This is a genomic window from Pseudomonas sp. PICF141 (assembly GCF_002286815.1).
In the GTDB taxonomy this organism is placed as follows: domain Bacteria; phylum Pseudomonadota; class Gammaproteobacteria; order Pseudomonadales; family Pseudomonadaceae; genus Aquipseudomonas.
Window position 1 is genome coordinate 14,738 of sequence record NZ_MUNM01000067.1, and the last position, 14,016, is coordinate 28,753.

Here is a 14,016-nt window from a genome sequence, read left to right on the forward strand (position 1 = left end):
TCTTGGGACGCTCCGCGTTCCTGCCTCAACGCCGACGCAATGCCCAATACCGCAGTGACGCAGAGCGTCACGGGCTGCATTCCCACGCAGAGCGTGGGAACGATCACGGTGGCGCATCGCAATTTCTTACTCACTGCGCGGCGCTGTCCTCTAGCCCCCTCACGCAACCCCGTAGTCATTCCCACGCAAAGGAATGCATCCATGGGCCGAAGCCGCTACACCATCACCGAACCCGACAAACCCCATTTCCTGACCTGCACAATCATGGAATGGCTCCCACTGTTTATCCGCCCCTACATTGTCGATCACCTGCTCAATTGCTGGCGCTATCAACAAACCTGCCAAGGTCTAAAGCTGTATGGTTACGTCGCCCTGGAAAACCATCTGCATTTCGTTGCCGAAGCTCCAGACCTGAGCAAATGCCTGCGCCAGTTCAAATCCTTCACCGCCCGCCAAATCATCGACGATCTGCAAAACAAAGGCGCAGAGCGCGCGTTGCAGCGCCTGCGTTTCAGCAAGCGCGCTCATAAGAAAGATCGGGTTTATCAGTTGTGGCAGGAAGGTTCACACGCAGAGATGGTGTACAGCGAAACGGTGATGCGCCAAAAGCTGGATTACATCCACTACAACCCGGTTAAGCGTGGGTACGTAGATCTGCCGGAGCATTGGCGCTATTCCAGTGCGAGGAATCATGCAGGGATGGAGGGGCTGATCGAAATACAGCGTTGGTATTGAGGCTCATAGCCCCCCAAACCTGATCATTCCCACGCGGAGCGTGGGAACGATCAATGATCCCGCAAGGTTGGTCTACATTGACTGGCGAGCCGTTTCGATCCGCATCGATACAACAATCAGGAGCGTACGCATGTCATTACAAGGCAAAACCCTGTTCATCACCGGCGCCAGCCGTGGTATCGGGCGTGAGATTGCGCTGCGGGCCGCCCGCGATGGGGCCAACATCGTGATTGCCGCCAAAAGTGCCGCCCCTCATCCCAAACTGCCCGGCACCATTTTCAGCGTGGCGGCGGAAGTTGAAGCCGCGGGAGGCAAGGCACTGGCCTTGCAGGTGGATGTGCGTGATGAAGTTACCGTGCGCCAGGCCATGGCCGACGCCAGCGCGCATTTCGGCGGCATCGATGCGTTGATCAACAATGCCGGGGCAATCAAGCTGACCGGCGTGCAACACATTGAACTCAAGCGCTTCGACCTGATGCACCAGATCAACACCCGCGCCGTGCTGCTGTGCAGCCAGGCCGCCCTGCCTTACCTGAAAATAACTGGCGGCCACATCCTCAACCTGTCGCCGCCGCTGAATCTGGCCACCAAGTGGTTCGCCCAATACAGCCCCTACACGGTGACCAAATACGGCATGAGCATGCTGACCCTGGGCATGAGCGAGGAGTTCGCCAACTACGGCATCAGCGTCAATTCCCTGTGGCCACAGACCATGATTGCCACGGCGGCCATTGAATTTCAGTTGGGGTCACGCGAGTCGTTCAAACATGCGCGCACACCGGCGATCATGGCAGATGCCGCCCATGTGATTCTGGACAGCGGTAGTCGCAGCATCACCGGGCGGTTGCTGATCGATGAGGAGATTCTGCGGGAGCATGGCGTGACGGATTTTGAAGGGTATCGGTTTGCGCCTGATTCCACCGACAAACTGATGACGGATCTGTTTGTCGACTGATTGAAGCGCCCCCCTTTTTTTGCCGGCCCCTGTAGGAGCTGCCGAAGGCTGCGATCTTTTGATCTTGATCTTAAAAAAGGTCAAAAGATCGCAGCCTTCGGCAGCTCCTACAGGTCGGCAGCCATCAAAGATGAAGCGTTATCTAGTACTCGATCCGCACGTCGCCCTTCGGCACGCTGCAGCACGACAGGATGAACCCTTCGGCTTCGTCTTCCTCGGTAATCCCGCCGTTGTGGTCCATTTCGACCTCGCCGCCCAGCTTCATTACCTTGCACGTCCCGCAGATCCCCATCCCGCAGGCTTTCGGGATCAGCAAGCCAAGCTTGGCCGCCGCCGCATGCACGGTTTCGCCCGGCGCCACGCGAATGCTTTTGCCGGAGGCGGTGAATTCCACCTGATGCAGATCCGCCACATCGACTTCCGGAGCATCCGCCGCTTGTTCGGCTTGCTCCACTGCATCAGCGCGGGCTTCCGGCGGCGTCGCGCCGAAGGATTCCTCGTGATAACGCTTCATGTCGAAACCCGCCGCCTCAAGCATGCGCTTGACCGCGTTCATGTACGGGGTCGGGCCGCAGCAGAAGACTTCACGGTCGAGGAAGTCCGGCGCCATCAGTTCGAGCATCTTGTGGTTCAGGTAACCGCGATAACCGGCCCACGGCTCGCCCAGACCGTGCTTCTCGCAGATCAGGTGCAGGCTGAAATTGTCGATCCGCGACGCCATGTGTTCCAGTTCGCGGTGGTAAATGATGTCTTTCGGTGAGCGGGCGCTGTGGATGAATACCATGTCGACATTGCCGTTGGTGTCGTAGAACCAACGGGCCATGGACATGCACGGCGTAATACCGACGCCGCCACTGAGGTAGAGCACTTTCGGCGCAGGGAAGTCCATGGCGTTGAACAGCCCGACCGGCCCGTGCACCGCCAGCTCCTGGCCTTCATGCAGAGTGTCGTGCAGCCAGTTGGAGACTTTGCCCCCCGGCACGCGCTTGATGGTCACCGAAAAGCTGTATGGCACCGACGGCGAGCTCGAAATGGTGTACGAACGCATGATCGGCACGCCTTCGATTTCCAGCTCCAGGGTGACGAATTGCCCCGGCTTGAAAAAGAACATGATCGGCTGGTCGGCCATAAAGCAGAAGGTGCGCACATCCCAGGTTTCCTGGATGACTTTGACGCAACGGACGATGTGTCGACCATTGGCCCAGGTCTGGGTGGTTACCGGATTCAGGAAGCTGTTGGACATGCTGTTCTCCACGGCCGACTACCGGCCTTTATGTTGGCGATTCTGCTTATAGCGCAGCCCCTCCATTTACCTATCTGCGACATTCACATACTTATCGCGACCAGCCCCCAATTACCGGGGGTTACGCGTCGGGAACAGATTGGGCCATGTCGCCCATGGATAAGGTTCTGGCGAGCGCCGGCCCCACACTCGCCCCATACCAAGAGATAACCTTTACACCTTGCGTAGCAAACCTGATCAGCCACTTTCGCGGCCACGCAGATGGCCTTGAGGAAACACACGATGGACGTCACCACTACCCTGAGCCTGGGCGATCCACTGGAACCCGCACGCAAGGCCACCGCGCAGATGCTGCAAGAGCGCGAGCGCACTTTCTCGCTGCCGCAGCCGTTTTACTCTGACGAGCGGCTGTTTGATATCGACATGCAGGAAATCTTTCAGAAAGAGTGGTTGATCGCTGGCATGACCTGCGAGATCCCGACCAAGGGCAACTACCTGACCCTGCAAGTCGGCAAGAACCCGATCATCGTGATTCGTGGCGCCGATGGCGTGGTCCATGCGTTCCACAACGTCTGCCGTCACCGTGGTTCACGGCTGTGCACCAGCGAAAAAGGCAAAGTCGCCAAGCTGGTCTGCCACTATCACCAGTGGACGTATGAGCTGGACGGTCGCCTGCTGTTCGCCGGCACCGAGATGGGCGCCGACTTCGACATGAAGCAATACGGCCTCAAGCCGGTAAACGTAAAGACCGCGGGTGGCTACATCTTCATCAGCCTGTCGGAAAACCCGCCGGCCATTGATGACTTCCTGTCGACGCTGAACCATTACATGGAACCGTACGACATGGAAAACACCAAGGTGGCGGTGCAAACCACCTTGATGGAGAAAGCCAACTGGAAACTGGTGCTGGAAAACAACCGCGAGTGCTACCACTGCAACGCGTCGCACCCGGAACTGCTGAAAACCCTGCTGGAATGGGACGACGTCACCGACCCGCGTGCCGACCAGGCCTTCAAGGACCACGTCGCTGCGTCGGCCGCCGCCTGGGAAGCCGAGAAGATTCCTTACGCTCACGCCAGTTTCGGCCTGCGTAACCGCATCGTGCGCATGCCGCTGCTCAAGGGCACCGTGTCGATGACCATGGATGGCAAACAGGGCTGCGCCAAACTCATGGGCCGCATCAAGAACCCGGATCTGGGCTCGATGCGCATCCTGCACCTGCCGCACTCGTGGAACCACTGCATGGGCGACCACATCATCGTGTTCACCGTGTGGCCGATCAGCGCTCAGGAAACCATGGTCACCACCAAGTGGATCGTGCACAAGGACGCGGTCGAAGGCGTGGACTACGATGTGGAGCGCATGCGCCAGGTCTGGGATGCGACCAACGACCAGGACCGTCGCCTGGCCGAAGAAAACCAGCGCGGCATCAACTCCACCGCGTACCAGCCAGGGCCTTACTCCAAGACCTATGAGTTTGGCGTGGTGAACTTTGTGGATTGGTACAGCGAGCGCATGCTGAACAACCTTGGGGCCGAGCCTGCGCCGTACCTCAAAGGGGTTCCGGTTCAAGGCTGACCTGTCACGCTGATCGTTCCCACGCTCCGCGTGGGAATGATCAATGGGCTGACGAACACCACCGCACCGATCCATCCTCGCCAATAAACGTCTCCTCGATGTTTTCCCCCACCAGCCGCACCTTCACATAACCGTTCAACACCCGATCCGGGTACGCCTCATCCCGCGCATTTTGCGTTTCCGACCACAGCACCCGCGAATGCCCGTTCAGCTCGCTGGCATTGCCGTAGGGAATCGCTCCGTGCCCGGCGCAGCGCGCATGCAGCCCGCCTTGTGCGGCATAGCAAATGCCGTTGTGCAAATGCCCCCAATACCAGTAATCCGGCTCACGCCCCAAGGCATCGCACACCGGTTGGTACAGCGCCGTCTTGTTGTGCCCGGTAATGTCGAACCCCTGATGATGACTGAGCACCATGATTTTCTTGCGCTGAGGCAGCCCCTTCATCCAGTCGATCTGCTCCTGGTTCAGCGCACCGTCCATGTACAGGTTAATCGGATCCGAGGCATACGCCGTATCGAGGCCGATCACCAGCCAGTCATCGTTGTACAACGCAAAATAACTGGTGCCCTGCTGCGCCGGAAAACGCTTGGCCAATTCCTTGAAATAACCATGCGCGCCGCTGTACATCTCGTGGTTGGAGTTGAGGGTGAACGAGCCCTGCTTGCCCATGGGCCAGCCGACCATGTCGACGTCTTCCTGGGAGTGGGTGCCGGCGTAATACACATCCCCCAGATGAACGGTGAAATCGGCCTGGGCCAGTTGCATCTGGTTGGCCACCGATACCGCCGGTGCATGGCTGTCGAACGGCCCGGTGCCCCAGTCGCCGGCGATGGCCAGGGTCACGTCACTGTCCATGCGCATCAACGCCGGGTTGGTGGCAAACGGTGCGTGATGCCGCAGGTTCTCGATCCACTTGAGCAGCGCCTCGCTCCACAACAGATCCAGCAGTTCCCATTTGCGACAACCGAGCAAGCTGCCGTCCTTGAGCACTCGGGTTTGCAGCTCGTCTGCCGATTGCGGCAAGGGAGTGGCGTTACCGATATGCAGGATCGACAATCCGTGGGCCAACTCCCACGGCACACTCGGTTGATCGTCGGGCAAGTCGCCGTTTTTGAGGACGTAGTGCGCCTGATCGTGGCCCCGTTTCAACAGCGCGACGATGGCCTCGTACTCCTTGGGTTCAAGCTCGCTGACGAGCTTCTTCCAGGCCATTTCCAGACGAGTGACCACGCCGTGCAGGCGCAGCTTGACCTTGTCGTACTCGTGCTCCCAATGACTGACCAATGACATGTCGCGTTCCTCCATCCGTAGTGGAATTACAGGGTTTTCATGAACTCGATGAGCGCCCGCTTATCGAGCTCCGACAGTTGCGTGCCGTACAGGTGGCCGCCGTTGTGGTTGCCCTCCAGGCGCGTGTCGTATTTGAAGTCCGCCGAGGCCTTCATCTGCTGGCCACTGGTGACGAAACCGACTTTGTCCTGGTCGTACACATCGGAGCCGGTGAAGAACACCAGCGGTCTCTTTTCCGGTGGTTGCAACAAATCCCACAGGGTCGGCACCGAACCGTTGTGCAAGTACGGCGCGCGCAACCAGACGCCGTCGGTGGGTGTGTTGCTATAGCTCTGGGTCTTGCGGTAGGCGCCAAAGTCGAACGGCGATTTCTTGAAGCCATGGAAAGCCGTCACCAAACCATTGGTGAACGAGTTCAGCCGATGGGGATCGGTACCCAGTTCCTCAATGTTGGTGGTGACCTGGCCGGTGTCGGTGCGGCCGAAATCATGGCAACCGGCGCAGTTGTTTTCCCAGACCGGTTTGCCCCGTGCGACCTTGGCCTGATCCAGCGCGAACGGCCAGGCCGGCGCCTTGTGGCCCAGCAGCCAGTTGGTCACTCGATTGAAGCTGGTCGGCAACACCGACTCGGGCGTTGCGCCCACGGCCATGGCCGCCGCGTAGTTACGCTCATGGATGTCGTTGTTGTTGCCGTCCCAGTGCAGGTACAGCGATTCCCGAGGCTTCTGGTTCCAGACTTGCGGCAAGTCGACGGTGCCGATGGTCGAGTCATCCGGGAAGCCGAACACCACCATTTTCGTCGGGTTGAACGTGTCGGTGCGCCCCGGCCCTTGCGGGGCGCGCAGGCGTTGCCAGGCATAGGCCTGCTTCTGCTTGACCAGCGCGCTCGTGGCCATCGGAATGATCACGTAGCGGTTGTACAGGCGCTCGAAGAATCCGAGCTGGAACTTGCTGTTGATCGCCGTCATCACCGCCTCAGGGGTGAATGTCGGGTCACTGGCGCAATTGTAGGCAAACCACTGGAAGGCCTGCAGCTGCAGGGTATTGGCCGGCGCGGTGGCCACCGGGATGGCGACGTCGCTGGTAGTGGCCCGGTAGGAACCGGTGTGGCACAGGGCACAGTTGGGTTCCACGGTCGGGTAACCGATCTGCCGCTTGGCCATGCCGATCGGCAGGTCCTTGCCGTTCTCGTAGAGGAAACCGAAAACTTCGTAGCCGCCGGGTTTCGGCAGCTTATCCGGGCACATCTGCGGCAATACGGCGAACAGGTAATAGGGAATCCGCGCTTCGATGCCCAGGCCGATGGCGCCGTATTTGTAGTGGTCCTCATCGGAGGCGTATTGCTCTGCCGGCACCACCCGCAGCATCTGGTACCAGGTTTCGTAGCCGATAAATCCCAGCGCCAGCACCACGACCAGTGTGGCGACTTTGAAGCTGTGCCGCTGCCAGCGTCGCGCCCAGGCTGCGCGCCACGCATGCCAGCCGTCGCGGAGCAATGCCCAGGGTCGATTGGCCGGCGCGCTACCCAGGTACAGCAGAACCCCCAGGATCAGGAACAGGCTCAGATCGCCCAGCAGCATCGGTACGAATACCTGAGCCTGGTTGCTGGTGTTGATCAGGTAGATCCAGAACGCCACGGCAACCAATCGGGACAGCACGCACAGCCATGAATGCACGACGTATTTTGGCGCGTTGAAACCTGACGGCATGTAGAACAGGCTGATCCCCACCAGCAGCATGCCGGCGTTTTCCAGCCATGGATCGGAGAGTTGCGGCGGCATCCCGAGCATCGAGGTCAGCAACGCCGGCGCGAACAGCGCCGGAATTGCGAAGACCATGTTCATCACAATGCCTAGCCAGATGAAGCGTTGAAACCAGCGGATGTAACTGTCCATGGCATCCATTTCCTTTTTTGACCCAATCCACCAACAAATCTTGAGTGGGCACATACCTGTGGCTAGAGGCTTTTGTGGCGAGGGGGCTTGCCCCCGTTCGGCTGCGAAGCAGTCGTGAAACCTGCAATCGCGGTGTTCCTGAATGACCGCATTTGCCAATTTTGGACCGCTTCGCGGCCCAACGGGGGCAAGCCCCCTCGCCACAACAAGCACCCGGCCACAGGTAAGCAGTGCTAGCCGAGGGCGGTTTTCTCCAGATGCTGCAGGATGATCGGGTACACATCGAGCACCGCATTCTTGCCGAACATGCAGTCGATATGCCCGTAACCCGGCACCACATGCCGGCTGTAGCGCTCCGGTCCATGGGCTTTGCACACGCGCTCATAGGTCTTGAGCGTGCTTTCCGGCAGGTAGCACTGGTTGTCTTCGCCGCTGATGAAACAGATCGGCATGGTCAGCCGGTCGAAGTGCGGCATGTAGACGTCCTGGCCTTTGAAATCCACCAGATGGCCTTTGCGCAGGATCAACGCCAGGTGCTCGAAGGTTTGCATGTTCGATTCGCCGAACAGCTCATGCAGGTTGTCGTGCAGGGTGTCGTTGAGCGTGTCGTGGCGGTACAGCGATGCGTACATGAAAGTGATGCGATGGCACACCGGGTTGGTGCAGTAGCCTTGGGCCTCGATGCGGGCGTAGCCGTTGAGGGCCTTGTCGTAAAGTTTGTTGAACCAGCTCTCCTTGTTGTCGGCATACGCGGTGAGGGATTTGATGCCGATGGCGTCAAGCATCCCCGGAAGGTGCAGGCCGGCCTTGAGCCCGGTTGCCGTGGCGACCACCGTATCCGCGGCAATCTGCGAACACACCACCGACCGCACGCCCTGCAACCCGGCCAGCAGCGACATGAAGAAAGTCGTCGCCCCGTAGCAATGCACCACGCATTGCACGTCCGCGGCCTTGGTCGCTTGCTGGATCTGCGCGATGGCGGCCTTGAAGTCGTACTGCGCAATCTGATCGCCGTTCCATTCGTGCTTGCTGGCCGGTATCAGAATGCTGACCCGGAAATCCAGCAACCAGACGTCGTATTCATGCTTGCACAAGTACTCCAGCAGGTTGGTCTGGATGGTGTCGGTGGAGAAAATATTCGAACCCACCCCCAAGCCATGCACCAGCATCACCGGCCCTTTGCTGCCACCCTGGTAACGGGTCAGGCGTAGCTGTACGTTGTCTTCGGTCTGGAAGAACTGCACGCTCGGGATCGGCGCATCCAATGGGCGTTTCTGCCGCGGCGGTGCATCGGGATTGAAGTAAATGTCGCCAGCGAATACCCCGCCGTAGCTCTCCCACAAGATGCCGGCGAAGAACTTGCCGAACCGCGCCAGACCTTCGATGCGCTCGCGTTCGTTGCGCGCGTTGAGCACCTTCATGGTGGTCATCTGCTTGGCGAAATCGGCGGGATGGATGTGCATCACCCCCGAGCCCAGCACTTCACCGCTCTTGTCCGACCCGCGATACAGCGTCACGTAAAGGGTGCTGGTGTCGTGCCAGACATTCAGCACGCCGTTGTCTTCGGGCACGGTCTTGAACGCACTGAAGAAATAATCGCTGCCGTCCTCGGCGGTCAGTTTCATGTCGTAATTCATGTGCCGCACGCCCACCTGTTCCTGATATTCCTCGAACAGGTTGAACACGCCATTGCTGGCGGTCAGCGGTTCCGGTGAAAGAGCCGGCGCATCGAGCGTGCCGACCAACGTTGCGGCGTGTTCCGGTTCCTTGATCATGCGGTTGAGGTCGTTGGCGGTGATGGTCAAAGTGAACTCGATCGGCGAGTTCTCCGACTCGCCACGTTTGGCCGCCGCTTCGTAGAGTTTGAGATCCGTGCCTTGAGGCTGAGTGAACGCCTTGGAGAAATAGCCTTTCATGGTTTCGGTGAACTGCACGCCAAGGGTTGGCGGTGCCACCTGTTTGCGCGGTGCCGAAGGCAGCGTGTAGTCGATGTGCCAACCGCGATCGGCCGCCAGCAGCCCCATGTTGCGCTCGCTCACGGCAGAAATGGTCAGCAGCGGATTGACCGCCAGGGAAGTCGGAATCACCGCACCGTCGGCCACGTACAACCCGGCGTAGACATCGGTGCCACGGGTGCTGCTGAATACCTGCCCCTTGTGGTTGACCACGCCCTGCTCCGCGTCCTCGCCCATCACGCAACCGCCCAACGGGTGAACGGAAACGATGCTGTGTTTGAGCAGCTCGGTCCAGATCGGATTCTCCACCCAGATCCCGCCTAATGCCTTGGTGCTCTGGTGCAGTCGCTCGTTACCGAGTTTGACGTTTTCCTGCTCGCCAACACCCGGCCAGTCGATGCGCAACTGATCCTTACTGTCGAGCACCATGCGACCCTTGCCGTCGTCGTGGCTCATGATCAGGTAGGTCTGCATGTTGTGCAGAGCGCCGTGATACGGGCCGCGCAGGAAGCTTTCGGTTTCGCGCCCGGCGTACTTGAGCTTGCCGGCGAAGCTGTCATCGGTGGGCTTGCCGATCAAACCGGCGAATGCGGCCATGCTTGGCACCATCGGCCGGCCGAGTGCGCCGGGGATCGAGCCTTCTTCGATGACCATGCGGCTGCGCCAGTCGCCTTCGGTGCGCATGTCGATGATCGAGGTGATGCACGGGCCGACCGGTTTCATTTCACTGGCCGGATGGGCGCCGAAACCGATGCCGTTGATCGCTTGGTCACAGTTGTGGCCAAAGCCGAGAATGTCACCGTTGCCGCTCATGTTCTCGCCGAGCTGATTGGACGTCGACAAACCTTTGTCCCGCGAGCGCAGGAGAATTTCGGTGGAACCCAGGGTGCCCGCCGAAACCACGACGACGTCAGCCTTGACGAACAGCGTCGGTGCCGAGAACTTCTCGCGGCCGCTGTCCAGGTACTGGAAATGCACGACCCAGCCGTCGGCGTCGCGTTCCAGATGTCGCACCTCGGCCTGACAGAAAATCTCTGCGCCGTGGTTCCAGGCATCCGGCAGGTAATTCATCAGCGTGGTGTTCTTGGCCTTGTTGTTACAGCCCGACACGCAGTCGCCGCAGTGATTGCATGGCAGTTGCTCGACGCCGACGTGGTTGAGATTGTTCGGCAGTTTGTCGAAGGTCACGTTGATCGGCGGTTTGTAGAAATGCGCCCCTTGCTTGAGATACTCCGCAGATTTTTTGTTGGCCTCCAGTTTCGGCAGCACCGGCGAGGTGCTTGGGTAGGGATTGGGCTTGAGCATTTCCCGAGCGCGGGCGTACCCATCCTTGAGTAACGTGTCCCGGTGTTCACGCACTGCCAGCGGCCAGCGCGGATCGTCGAACACGCCGGGCTCCGGTTCCAGCGCAACGTTGGCATTGATCAGCGACGTGCCGCCCAGGCCGCAACCGACCACCACGTTCTGCTGGGCATTGACGTGCAGGTCGAACAGCCCGGTACGCGAACCGATGTGCCCGTCCGGGTCATGGACTTGCAACTCTTCGGTGGCCGCCAACATCGTATTGGGGTATTCGCCGGGCTGGATTTCCCGGCCCCGCTCCAGCAGGCACACCCGCTTGCCGGCCCGGGAAAGGCGCGAGGCCGCGATCCCGCCGCCGTAGCCGGAGCCGATGACAATCACGTCGTAATGTTCCTTGATGTCGCTGATGGGCGTGGCGATCCGTGGCATGGGTCATTTCCTCTCAGGCAGGTGGGCAACTCTGTGGTTGCCTGCAATCGATAAACGAACAAACACTTGGTCGCCGGGCACGGTCGAGCCTCAACGGCAGCGGCGTCAGGGTATGGAAAGGCTTCGGGTGCTATAGGCGAGCGCGCTGATTGGTAGCGCGACGGTGAATCCGTTTACGCAGCAAGGTGGCGGGTGTCGGGACACAGGTCACGCAAGGGCTTGGGTGCTGACGTGGCTGGCTATCCATCACGCGTTCTCCCTGAACCAGATGTGGATAAGTGACGGCTATCCTTTGTGCCATGAGAGTGAAGACAGGCGACAGATCGAAGTCAAGAAGCGCCTTAGAACTGTATGAAATCTGATCTATCGCGTTGTGGCCTATAGGGGCCGTGGCTTGCAGGGTTTAGCGAACAAGTTATCCACATCTCCACCCACAGCTATTGGGGACAACTGCGGACGAGAGCGCAAATTTATTCACAAAAAAGGAAGAAAAACCGTGACTTATCCGCAAGCAGGGTTTTATGCAGGCGATGATCATTTTTTGATCAGAAGCCTGTAAGGCACGGTTTATATGGCGCGTAGACGACGGCGAACACCTTATCCACAGAAGCGCCAACAGACTTTGGGGGCAACTTTGCAGGTTCTGTGGAAAACCGCTGAAAGCCGCAAGAATTGCGGGTTTGCGCAAGAATCAATGAAGGAAAACGAGCAATTGAACATTATTTGATCAACTCGCTGTAAGCCACGGTTTGTATAGCTTGTAGCGGACAGCGAACATCTTATCCACAGAAGCGCCAACAGAGATTGGGGGCAAGTATCAGCTTGCAAGCGCCATCACTCTGTGGAAAAAGCTCGAAAAAACCGTGGCTTAGGCTGGTTATTTTTTGTACGGAAGGCTGCAGGGCTTGCTGGGCATGGGGTGTAGCGAGGGGCGAACATGTTATCCACAGAAGCGCTAACAGGGATTGTGGGTAAATGCCCAACCCTGGGTCAGGCAACATCGATGGTGAATGTCAGTCTGTCATCGCGGGCAGGCTCGCTTGTCGCAGGTGTTCGATATTCTTACGGCCGATACATCAAATACGCCTCCCCCGTCACCCGAATCATCGGGTGGGGCGTGATCTGGCAGGTATCGACGATCCGGAAGCCATGGCGCTCATAAAATCGTCGGGCGCCGGTGTTCACTGCGTAGTCGATCAGGCTCAAGCCGTTGAGCCCCAGCTGATTGGCACGGTCGTAGGCGTAGGCGAGGAATTGTTGACCCAAGCCCTGATTGCGCCAGCCCTCATGCAGGGCCAGGCTCGAAATATAGAGGGTATCGGGGATTTCCATCGTGGCGTACGGCGCCAAAACCGGATCGGTCACGGGAGCGGCTTGAGGATCGTGGCGCATCGCATAGCTGTGCAGCATGCCGATGACCTCTCCCTCGGCCTGCGCAATCAGGCAGTTCTGATAGGAGAAGTCGACGTCTTCACGAGCGTAACGACTGGCACCGACCTCCAGGAGGTCCTGACCGGGTTGCGCCAGTTGGCTCCAGATGTAATCCGCCGCACCTTCCGATGAAATCTGAAACAAGCGAGCAATTTCCCGCGCATCCGCACGCACCGCCGGACGAAATTCAACAGCCATTATTTCCCCAATAAACTTCGGTGAGATGATTTTCAGGTTCTGCGTTTCCGGTATTTCATCTGCCCGGCACGAGCACTCTGTGGGAGCGAACCTCTGTGGCGAGGGCTTGCCCCCGTTTGAGTGCGCAGCACTCACAAGATCTTTGGTACATCAGAGATTTCAGGACTGCTGCGCAGCCCAACGGGGGCAAGCCCCCTCGCCACAGAGGCTCCTACATCTATGGTGACGACTTATCAGCGAACCACGCCTTCTTCAATCAGCAACTTGAGAATGGCTTCAGCGCCCGCTTGCGCGGTCACGCCTTTCAGCACCTGCCCACCGCCACCACTGGCCTTGGCCGTCGCGGCTTTCATGCGGTCCGCACCACTCTTGGCCTTGATTACTTTCAAGCGTTTGGGCCGTGGCTTGGCCGGTTGCAGCGTAGCCATCGCCAGCAGTTCATCGTCGATCACTTCGACTTCATCCGCCTGCAATACCCCGCGACGTGCCGGACCGTAGGCGCTCTGCCGAGGCTTGGGGGCGGCGTTATCCACAGTCGCCAAAAAGGGCAGGCGCACTTTCAAGCGCCGACGCTGCCCGCGAGGTAGCGCCTGCAGCACCAGCGCCGAGCCACCGTCGATGGATTCGACCTGGGCCAACCCCACCACCAGCGGCCAGCCAAGGCTTTCGGCCAACAGGAACGGCAACATGCCCGAGCCTTCGCCGGTTTCCGCCTGACTGCCGGTCAGCACTACTTGAACGCCCGCATCGCGCAAATACGCGGTCAACGCCGGCAGCGCATCCGCGCCCTCCGGTTGCTCCAGCACATGCAGCTGTTCCAGGCCCATGCCCAGATAAGCGCGCAGCGCCGGCTCCGCGACGTCGCCGGCATGCAACACTTGCAGGTTATCCCCAGCCAGTTGCAAACCCAGTTCAACCGCCCGCGCATCTTGCTCGGCGCGACGTGGCCGGCCGGAGGTCGGGTGGGCGCCGATGGACACCAGGCTGATGATTTTCGTGCTCAT

9 protein-coding genes are annotated in these 14,016 nt (G+C 59.4%); 3 read left to right on the forward strand and 6 right to left on the reverse strand.

The annotated features are described in order from the left end of the window. Window positions 1-201 precede the first annotated feature (201 nt). Together BZL43_RS18700 and BZL43_RS18705 are read left to right on the forward strand one after the other, a co-directional pair. On the forward strand, window positions 202-735 hold the full coding sequence (locus BZL43_RS18700; protein WP_095633668.1) for a transposase: 534 nt from the start codon (window positions 202-204) through the stop codon (window positions 733-735). Window positions 736-865: 130 nt separating this feature from the next. After that, window positions 866-1,690: an NAD(P)-dependent oxidoreductase gene (locus BZL43_RS18705; RefSeq protein ID WP_095633669.1), complete on the forward strand. Its 825-nt coding sequence runs from the start codon at window positions 866-868 to the stop codon at window positions 1,688-1,690. Between the two features lie 142 nt (window positions 1,691-1,832). Here BZL43_RS18705 and gbcB read toward each other — a convergent pair whose 3' ends face one another. Beyond that, window positions 1,833-2,933, reverse strand: a complete 1,101-nt coding sequence (gene gbcB, locus BZL43_RS18710; protein ID WP_095633670.1) for a glycine-betaine demethylase subunit GbcB — start codon at window positions 2,931-2,933, stop codon at window positions 1,833-1,835. Window positions 2,934-3,215: 282 nt separating this feature from the next. Between gbcB and gbcA the strand changes: the two genes are divergently transcribed. Beyond that, on the forward strand, window positions 3,216-4,511 hold the full coding sequence (gene gbcA, locus BZL43_RS18720) for a glycine-betaine demethylase subunit GbcA (protein WP_095633672.1): 1,296 nt from the start codon (window positions 3,216-3,218) through the stop codon (window positions 4,509-4,511). 40 nt (window positions 4,512-4,551) lie between these two features. Here gbcA and BZL43_RS18725 read toward each other — a convergent pair whose 3' ends face one another. The 5 genes from BZL43_RS18725 to BZL43_RS18745 all read right to left on the reverse strand — a co-directional run bounded on the left by BZL43_RS18725 (window position 4,552) and on the right by BZL43_RS18745 (window position 14,016). Next, window positions 4,552-5,802, reverse strand: coding sequence for a metallophosphoesterase (locus BZL43_RS18725; protein ID WP_095633673.1), 1,251 nt, complete (start codon window positions 5,800-5,802; stop codon window positions 4,552-4,554). A 26-nt stretch (window positions 5,803-5,828) separates the two neighbouring features. After that, window positions 5,829-7,697, reverse strand: coding sequence for a hypothetical protein (locus tag BZL43_RS18730; RefSeq protein WP_095633674.1), 1,869 nt, complete (start codon window positions 7,695-7,697; stop codon window positions 5,829-5,831). A gap of 233 nt (window positions 7,698-7,930) precedes the next feature. After that, window positions 7,931-11,383, reverse strand: a complete 3,453-nt coding sequence (locus tag BZL43_RS18735; RefSeq protein WP_095633675.1) for a GMC family oxidoreductase N-terminal domain-containing protein — start codon at window positions 11,381-11,383, stop codon at window positions 7,931-7,933. A gap of 1,062 nt (window positions 11,384-12,445) precedes the next feature. Next, entirely contained in the window at window positions 12,446-13,012 is a 567-nt protein-coding gene (locus tag BZL43_RS18740; protein WP_095633676.1) for a GNAT family N-acetyltransferase, read from the reverse strand. A gap of 233 nt (window positions 13,013-13,245) precedes the next feature. Then, a complete protein-coding gene (locus tag BZL43_RS18745) occupies window positions 13,246-14,016 on the reverse strand; it encodes an electron transfer flavoprotein subunit beta (RefSeq protein WP_095633677.1) in 771 nt (256 codons plus the stop codon).

What these genes read in the sequence shown, in the direction of transcription:
- BZL43_RS18735 (WP_095633675.1), bottom strand. Translation starts at nt 11,383, where the DNA reads ATGCCACGGATCGCCACGCCCATCAGCGACATCAAGGAACATTACGAC.
- BZL43_RS18705 (WP_095633669.1), top strand. Translation starts at nt 866, where the DNA reads ATGTCATTACAAGGCAAAACCCTGTTCATCACCGGCGCCAGCCGTGGT.
- BZL43_RS18740 (WP_095633676.1), bottom strand. Translation starts at nt 13,012, where the DNA reads ATGGCTGTTGAATTTCGTCCGGCGGTGCGTGCGGATGCGCGGGAAATT.
- BZL43_RS18725 (WP_095633673.1), bottom strand. Translation starts at nt 5,802, where the DNA reads ATGTCATTGGTCAGTCATTGGGAGCACGAGTACGACAAGGTCAAGCTG.
- gbcA (WP_095633672.1), top strand. Translation starts at nt 3,216, where the DNA reads ATGGACGTCACCACTACCCTGAGCCTGGGCGATCCACTGGAACCCGCA.
- BZL43_RS18700 (WP_095633668.1), top strand. Translation starts at nt 202, where the DNA reads ATGGGCCGAAGCCGCTACACCATCACCGAACCCGACAAACCCCATTTC.
- BZL43_RS18730 (WP_095633674.1), bottom strand. Translation starts at nt 7,697, where the DNA reads ATGGACAGTTACATCCGCTGGTTTCAACGCTTCATCTGGCTAGGCATT.
- BZL43_RS18745 (WP_095633677.1), bottom strand. Translation starts at nt 14,016, where the DNA reads ATGAGCACGAAAATCATCAGCCTGGTGTCCATCGGCGCCCACCCGACC.
- gbcB (WP_095633670.1), bottom strand. Translation starts at nt 2,933, where the DNA reads ATGTCCAACAGCTTCCTGAATCCGGTAACCACCCAGACCTGGGCCAAT.